The sequence below is a fragment of the Chrysanthemum yellows phytoplasma genome, from assembly GCF_000803325.1.
Lineage (GTDB): Bacteria > Bacillota_I > Bacilli_A > Acholeplasmatales > Acholeplasmataceae > Phytoplasma > Phytoplasma asteris.
Genome location: NZ_JSWH01000088.1, coordinates 1 through 4,599, shown reverse-complemented (window position 1 = coordinate 4,599; position 4,599 = coordinate 1). Strand labels below are relative to the sequence as shown.

The window sequence follows — 4,599 nt, the reverse complement described above, 5'->3', positions numbered from 1 at the left end:
AATTTATTTATAAAATAGAAATGTTAAATATCCAAATCAATAAAAAAGCAAAAGAAAAAAGCAAACTAAAAAAGCAAAAGAACAATTGCAATCCAAAAACAAAGATAAAAAAGGAGCAAATGCATGCCAGAATTACCTGAAGTCCAAATTATTGTAGATTTTTTAAAAACACAGTTAATAGGAAAAAAAATTGTTGCAACTAAGGTATTTTATGAGCCTGCTGTTAAAAATACCAAAGAATTTCAAAAAATTGAACAAACTACCATTTTGGATATTCAAAGAAAAGGTAAATTTTTATTATTTTTTTTAACTCAAGAATTAGTTTTAATAGGGCATTTGAGAATGGAAGGAAAATTATTTATCAAACCTTGCGATGAGCCTAAACACAAATACGAACATTTTGCAATTATTTTGGAGGATAAAAGTTCTTTAAGATATTATGATTTTAGGAAATTTGGTAGATTTGAAGTTAAGAATCAGAACATTTTTTTAACCCAAACTACCTTGCATCAACTAGCCTTAGATCCTTTTGAAATCAATCCAGTTGTTTTGTATCAAAAAATATTAAAGACCAAAAGCGCTTTGAAAAAAGTTTTATTAAATCAAAAAATAATTTCTGGATTAGGCAATATTTATGTTAATGAAGTTTTGTTTTTAGTAAAATTGCATCCTGAAACTAAAGCTTGCGAACTGTCTTTGGAACAAGTGCAAGAAATTGTAACAATTTCCCAAAAAGTACTTACCAAAGCCATTAAACTGGGCGGAACTACTGTAAGTACTTTTGAATCTCAGCCAGGTATTATAGGCTATTTTCAAAACAAATTACAAATTCATGGCAAAGTTAATAAGCCTTGTATTAACTGTCAAACTAAAATTATCAAAATCAAAGTTGGCGGCAGAGGTACTTATCTTTGTCCTGTTTGTCAAAATCATAATCCTAATAAAGAATTATAATTGATTTATTTTCAACTATAAAATAGATCAATATTTTTTAAAAAAGAGGTTTTTATGCTTAGTCATCTAAATTTATTTCAAATCCAAAATTCATTTTTTTTGTCGCTTGAAGACCATCAAAGCCTAAGTTTGCTTTATCAACCACTAATAGGCACTCATGCGCTTGGTATTTATCATATTTTAGCAACTCTAAAACCTAATATTTTTTATCAACATCAATTTTTATTTGATTTGAGTGCGGTTTCAAAAAATGATTTTTTAGAGGCACAAGAAAAATTAGAAGCTCTTAATTTGCTCCAAACTTTTTGCAATTCCGAAACCCAAGAAAGAATTTATTGGCTTAATTTGCCATGCAGATCTCAAGAGTTTTTTAAAGACCCTCTTTTTAGTAATTTTTTATTAAGTGAAGTGGGAGAGGCTACTTTTTTGAGTTTGCAAAATCATTTTAGTAAAGAAGCTTCCACTAAAAAAAATAATTGGGACGCTTTTCAAGACATTAGTAAAAAATTTGATGATTTGTTTCAAGTGCAAAAAATGGATTTACCAACTGATTTTACTTGTCCCAATAACCAAACAAATTCTTCTCCAAGACAGTTTTTAAATAACACTTTTGATTATAAATTATTTTTGCAAAAATTGCCCCAACGTTTCAAAAAACCATCTTTAACTTGCAATCAAACAAGTGATTTTATTCAAAAATTAAGCTTAGTTTATAATTTAGATGAAGCTACACTTTCGGAAATATATCAAAAAACTTTTCCAAAGCCCAGCGAAATCGAACTATCCAAATTAAGCCTAGGTGTAAAAAGATATTATCAGATGCATACTCAAAATCAAAATTTGGTTTTTGCGAAAAAAACGCAAGATAATGAACAAGATACGATTGCTTTGCTCAAACGTAAAGATTCTACTCAAAGAATTATTATAAATCATTGTCCTAAAAATATGCAAGCCACTGCGGCTGATACTGTTTTTCAATTTATGGAAAGAAACAATTTAGAACCGGGGCTAGTCAATGTGCTTTTAACTTATATTTTGGAACGAAAAGGCTTTGTGCCCTCAGTGGTTTATTTGGAAAAAATCTTAAAATCTTGGGAGCAAAAAGGGATTTTTGATACTGAAACAGCATATGATTTTTATATGGAACAAGAAAAAAACCAATCCCAAACTAAGTTTAGATCTAATTTAAAAAAACCACAAATTTCTCCTAAATGGTTAGAAGATTTTAAAAAGAAAAAACAGTCATAATTTTTTGGATGATTTATTATTACAAGGAATCAATTCAATTTGATAAAATTTTACAAAAGCAAAAGAGGTGAAAAATTAATTTATGGAATTTTCAGATATAAAAATAAAAATTAGGAAAATGATTGCACAGTGCGAAGAAACCAAAAATTTAGATATCTCTGATGATGAACTGCCAGTTATTTATCATTATTTGCTCACCAAAGATCAAGAAAATGAATATGGGAATCGCCAAGAAATAAAAACTAATCCTTTAAGAGTTGTTTGGGTTCCTACTGTTAAATCTCAAGCTCTTTATTTTAAGGAACATTGGCAATCGCAAAATGAATTGTTTGATAGTAGCATTAATTTCGATGCTCATTTAGTGAGGCAATTTGTAGTGGATAATGATTCTAAGCAAAAAGCGTTAAAAGAGATGAAACAAATTATTAAACATTTTGAAAAATCTACCAAAGGTTTTTATTTGTCGGGTTCTTTTAATACTGGAAAAACTATTTTTTTGAAAAAAATAGCTTATGAATTAATTCAAAAACAAATTTCTGTTATTTTTCTTTTTATGCCTGATATAACTAGAAAATTTAGAAATTTTTTGTATAATAATACTTTAGAAACAAGGTTGCAACAATTAAAAAATGTTAAGTGTTTGATTTTGGATGACCTAGGTTCAGAAAATATGACACCTTGGTTTCGTGATGAAATTTTGCTTCCTTTGTTGTATGATAGAGCTGAAAAAAAGTTGCCCCTTTTTATTAGTAGTAATTTGCCCTTTAATGAACTGCACAATTATTTATTGCATTTGCATGGAGCTGAAAATGCTAATATTGAAGTTAAGGTATACAAAATTATTGAAAAAATTCGTACCCTTACTCACTTTTATGATTTTTCCGAAAAACAAGATTCCTAATAAGACAGTTTGAACTTGGTCAAGGATTAAAAATATTCTTTTTGGGAAAAACGTAATAACACAAGCAAATAATTTATAATTTATTTTGGTGGAGATGATGGGAGTCGAACCCATGTACAAAATCACTTTAATTTATATATTCTACATATTTAGTTTATTTTGTAAGTTCGCAATTTATGAAAAAACAAACAAAATCCATAAATTACTAGTCTTTTTGATATTTGCTAAAAGAGCAAAGACAAACCCAATTAGCAAAACTTACCTTATTGCCTTCCTTAAATCGTAAGTTAATTTAAGTGCGGGTTTTGCTTATTTATTTAAGCAAAAGCTAATTGTGAAGAAAAACTGTTTGCAAAATTCATTTGATAAACTGGAGTTTGTCCAGCAAAATCTTGTGTATTTGTTACAGTTTGTTTGTTATTTCCGGTTATTATAACCTCGACGTTTTTACTTGCGTAACCAAGATATGCTATATAAATTTCGTTGACCTTGGCAAATCCAAAACATCCCCATATTTTTATTTTAACTCAAAAAACCTTTTTTAAATCAAGTTATTTTTAGATTTGTTATTTGTGTTTTTGGAATGGATCATATTTTTGATTAATTTATTCTTTTTGCCTACTCAAAAATTATAACCAATAAATTTAAAATTTTGTAAAAGCGCCAAAGATAAAATTATCTAAATTTAAACTAAACTCAAATCAAAATTACACAAGCAAACAAAAAGCTCAATATATATAACAAAAAAGGGATTTGCATCCCTTCCTTTGTTCGATTATTAATGAAATTATTCGTTAACTACAACAACATCTACAGCTTGAGCTCCGAGGTCGCCTTCTTTAACAGTGAATTCCACCTTGTCGTTTTCATTAAGTGTTTTTCTTCCAAAGACTTCAGTTTGAATAGAACTGTAATGTACGAAAATATCTTTCCCATCAGCTGAAATGATAAATCCGTAGCCTTTGTCTTTAGAAAACCATCTACATGTTCCCTGTTGTTTTTTGTCTTGCATTATTAATAATACTCCTTCTTTTAAATTATTTCGGTTTCATAACCTATTATCTATTATAACTCATTTATTTTTAGAGTCAAACATTTTTACACACTTTTTTTTACTTTTTTGACGTTTTTTGGTAAAATTTTCATTTTTTTCGTCAAAAATTTGCATTTTGATATTTTTTTTGATATAATAAAATATGTTAAGCCCTTATAGTTTAACGGCAGAACGTAGCAATGGTAATGCTGAAATACAAGTTCAATTCTTGTTAAGGGCACCAAAACCAAAATTAAGATGATGTGGGCGTCGTATAGTGGTTATTATACGTGCTTGCCAAGCATGAGACGGGGGTTCGATTCCCCTCGCCCGCTCCATACATTATATAATTTAGATGTATTATATTTGTTTATTAAAAAACTTTATTATTTAGCTTTTTTTGCCCCAATAACAGCGTTTAATTGTTAAATTAATATAATATATTATAGATATCATAAAAGCA

Annotated in this window: 4 protein-coding genes, 2 tRNA genes and 1 other RNA gene; 5 read left to right on the top strand and 2 right to left on the bottom strand. The window is 28.2% G+C overall.

The annotated features are described in order from the left end of the window. Positions 1-123 precede the first annotated feature (123 nt). The 3 genes from mutM to OL66_RS01570 all read left to right on the top strand — a co-directional run bounded on the left by mutM (position 124) and on the right by OL66_RS01570 (position 3,103). Positions 124-954 (top strand): DNA-formamidopyrimidine glycosylase, encoded by an 831-nt coding sequence (gene mutM, locus OL66_RS01580; protein ID WP_034172196.1) that lies wholly within the window; start codon positions 124-126, stop codon positions 952-954. Positions 955-1,008: 54 nt separating this feature from the next. After that, positions 1,009-2,202 carry a DnaD domain protein gene (locus tag OL66_RS01575; RefSeq protein ID WP_034172195.1) on the top strand — a complete coding sequence of 398 codons (1,194 nt, stop codon included), beginning with the start codon at positions 1,009-1,011 and terminating at the stop codon, positions 2,200-2,202. Between the two features lie 82 nt (positions 2,203-2,284). Further along, positions 2,285-3,103, top strand: a complete 819-nt coding sequence (locus OL66_RS01570) for an ATP-binding protein (RefSeq protein ID WP_034172194.1) — start codon at positions 2,285-2,287, stop codon at positions 3,101-3,103. Between the two features lie 86 nt (positions 3,104-3,189). On the opposite strand, the gene ssrA is transcribed toward OL66_RS01570, so the two are convergent. Beyond that, positions 3,190-3,614: a transfer-messenger RNA gene (gene ssrA / locus OL66_RS03690) on the bottom strand. A 276-nt stretch (positions 3,615-3,890) separates the two neighbouring features. Continuing rightward, positions 3,891-4,115 carry a cold-shock protein gene (locus OL66_RS01565; protein ID WP_034172193.1) on the bottom strand — a complete coding sequence of 75 codons (225 nt, stop codon included), beginning with the start codon at positions 4,113-4,115 and terminating at the stop codon, positions 3,891-3,893. Between the two features lie 191 nt (positions 4,116-4,306). Between OL66_RS01565 and OL66_RS01560 the strand changes: the two genes are divergently transcribed. Further along, positions 4,307-4,380: transfer RNA gene (locus OL66_RS01560), tRNA-Thr, on the top strand. A gap of 19 nt (positions 4,381-4,399) precedes the next feature. Next, positions 4,400-4,474: transfer RNA gene (locus OL66_RS01555), tRNA-Gly, on the top strand. The last annotated feature ends 125 nt before the right edge of the window (positions 4,475-4,599 follow it).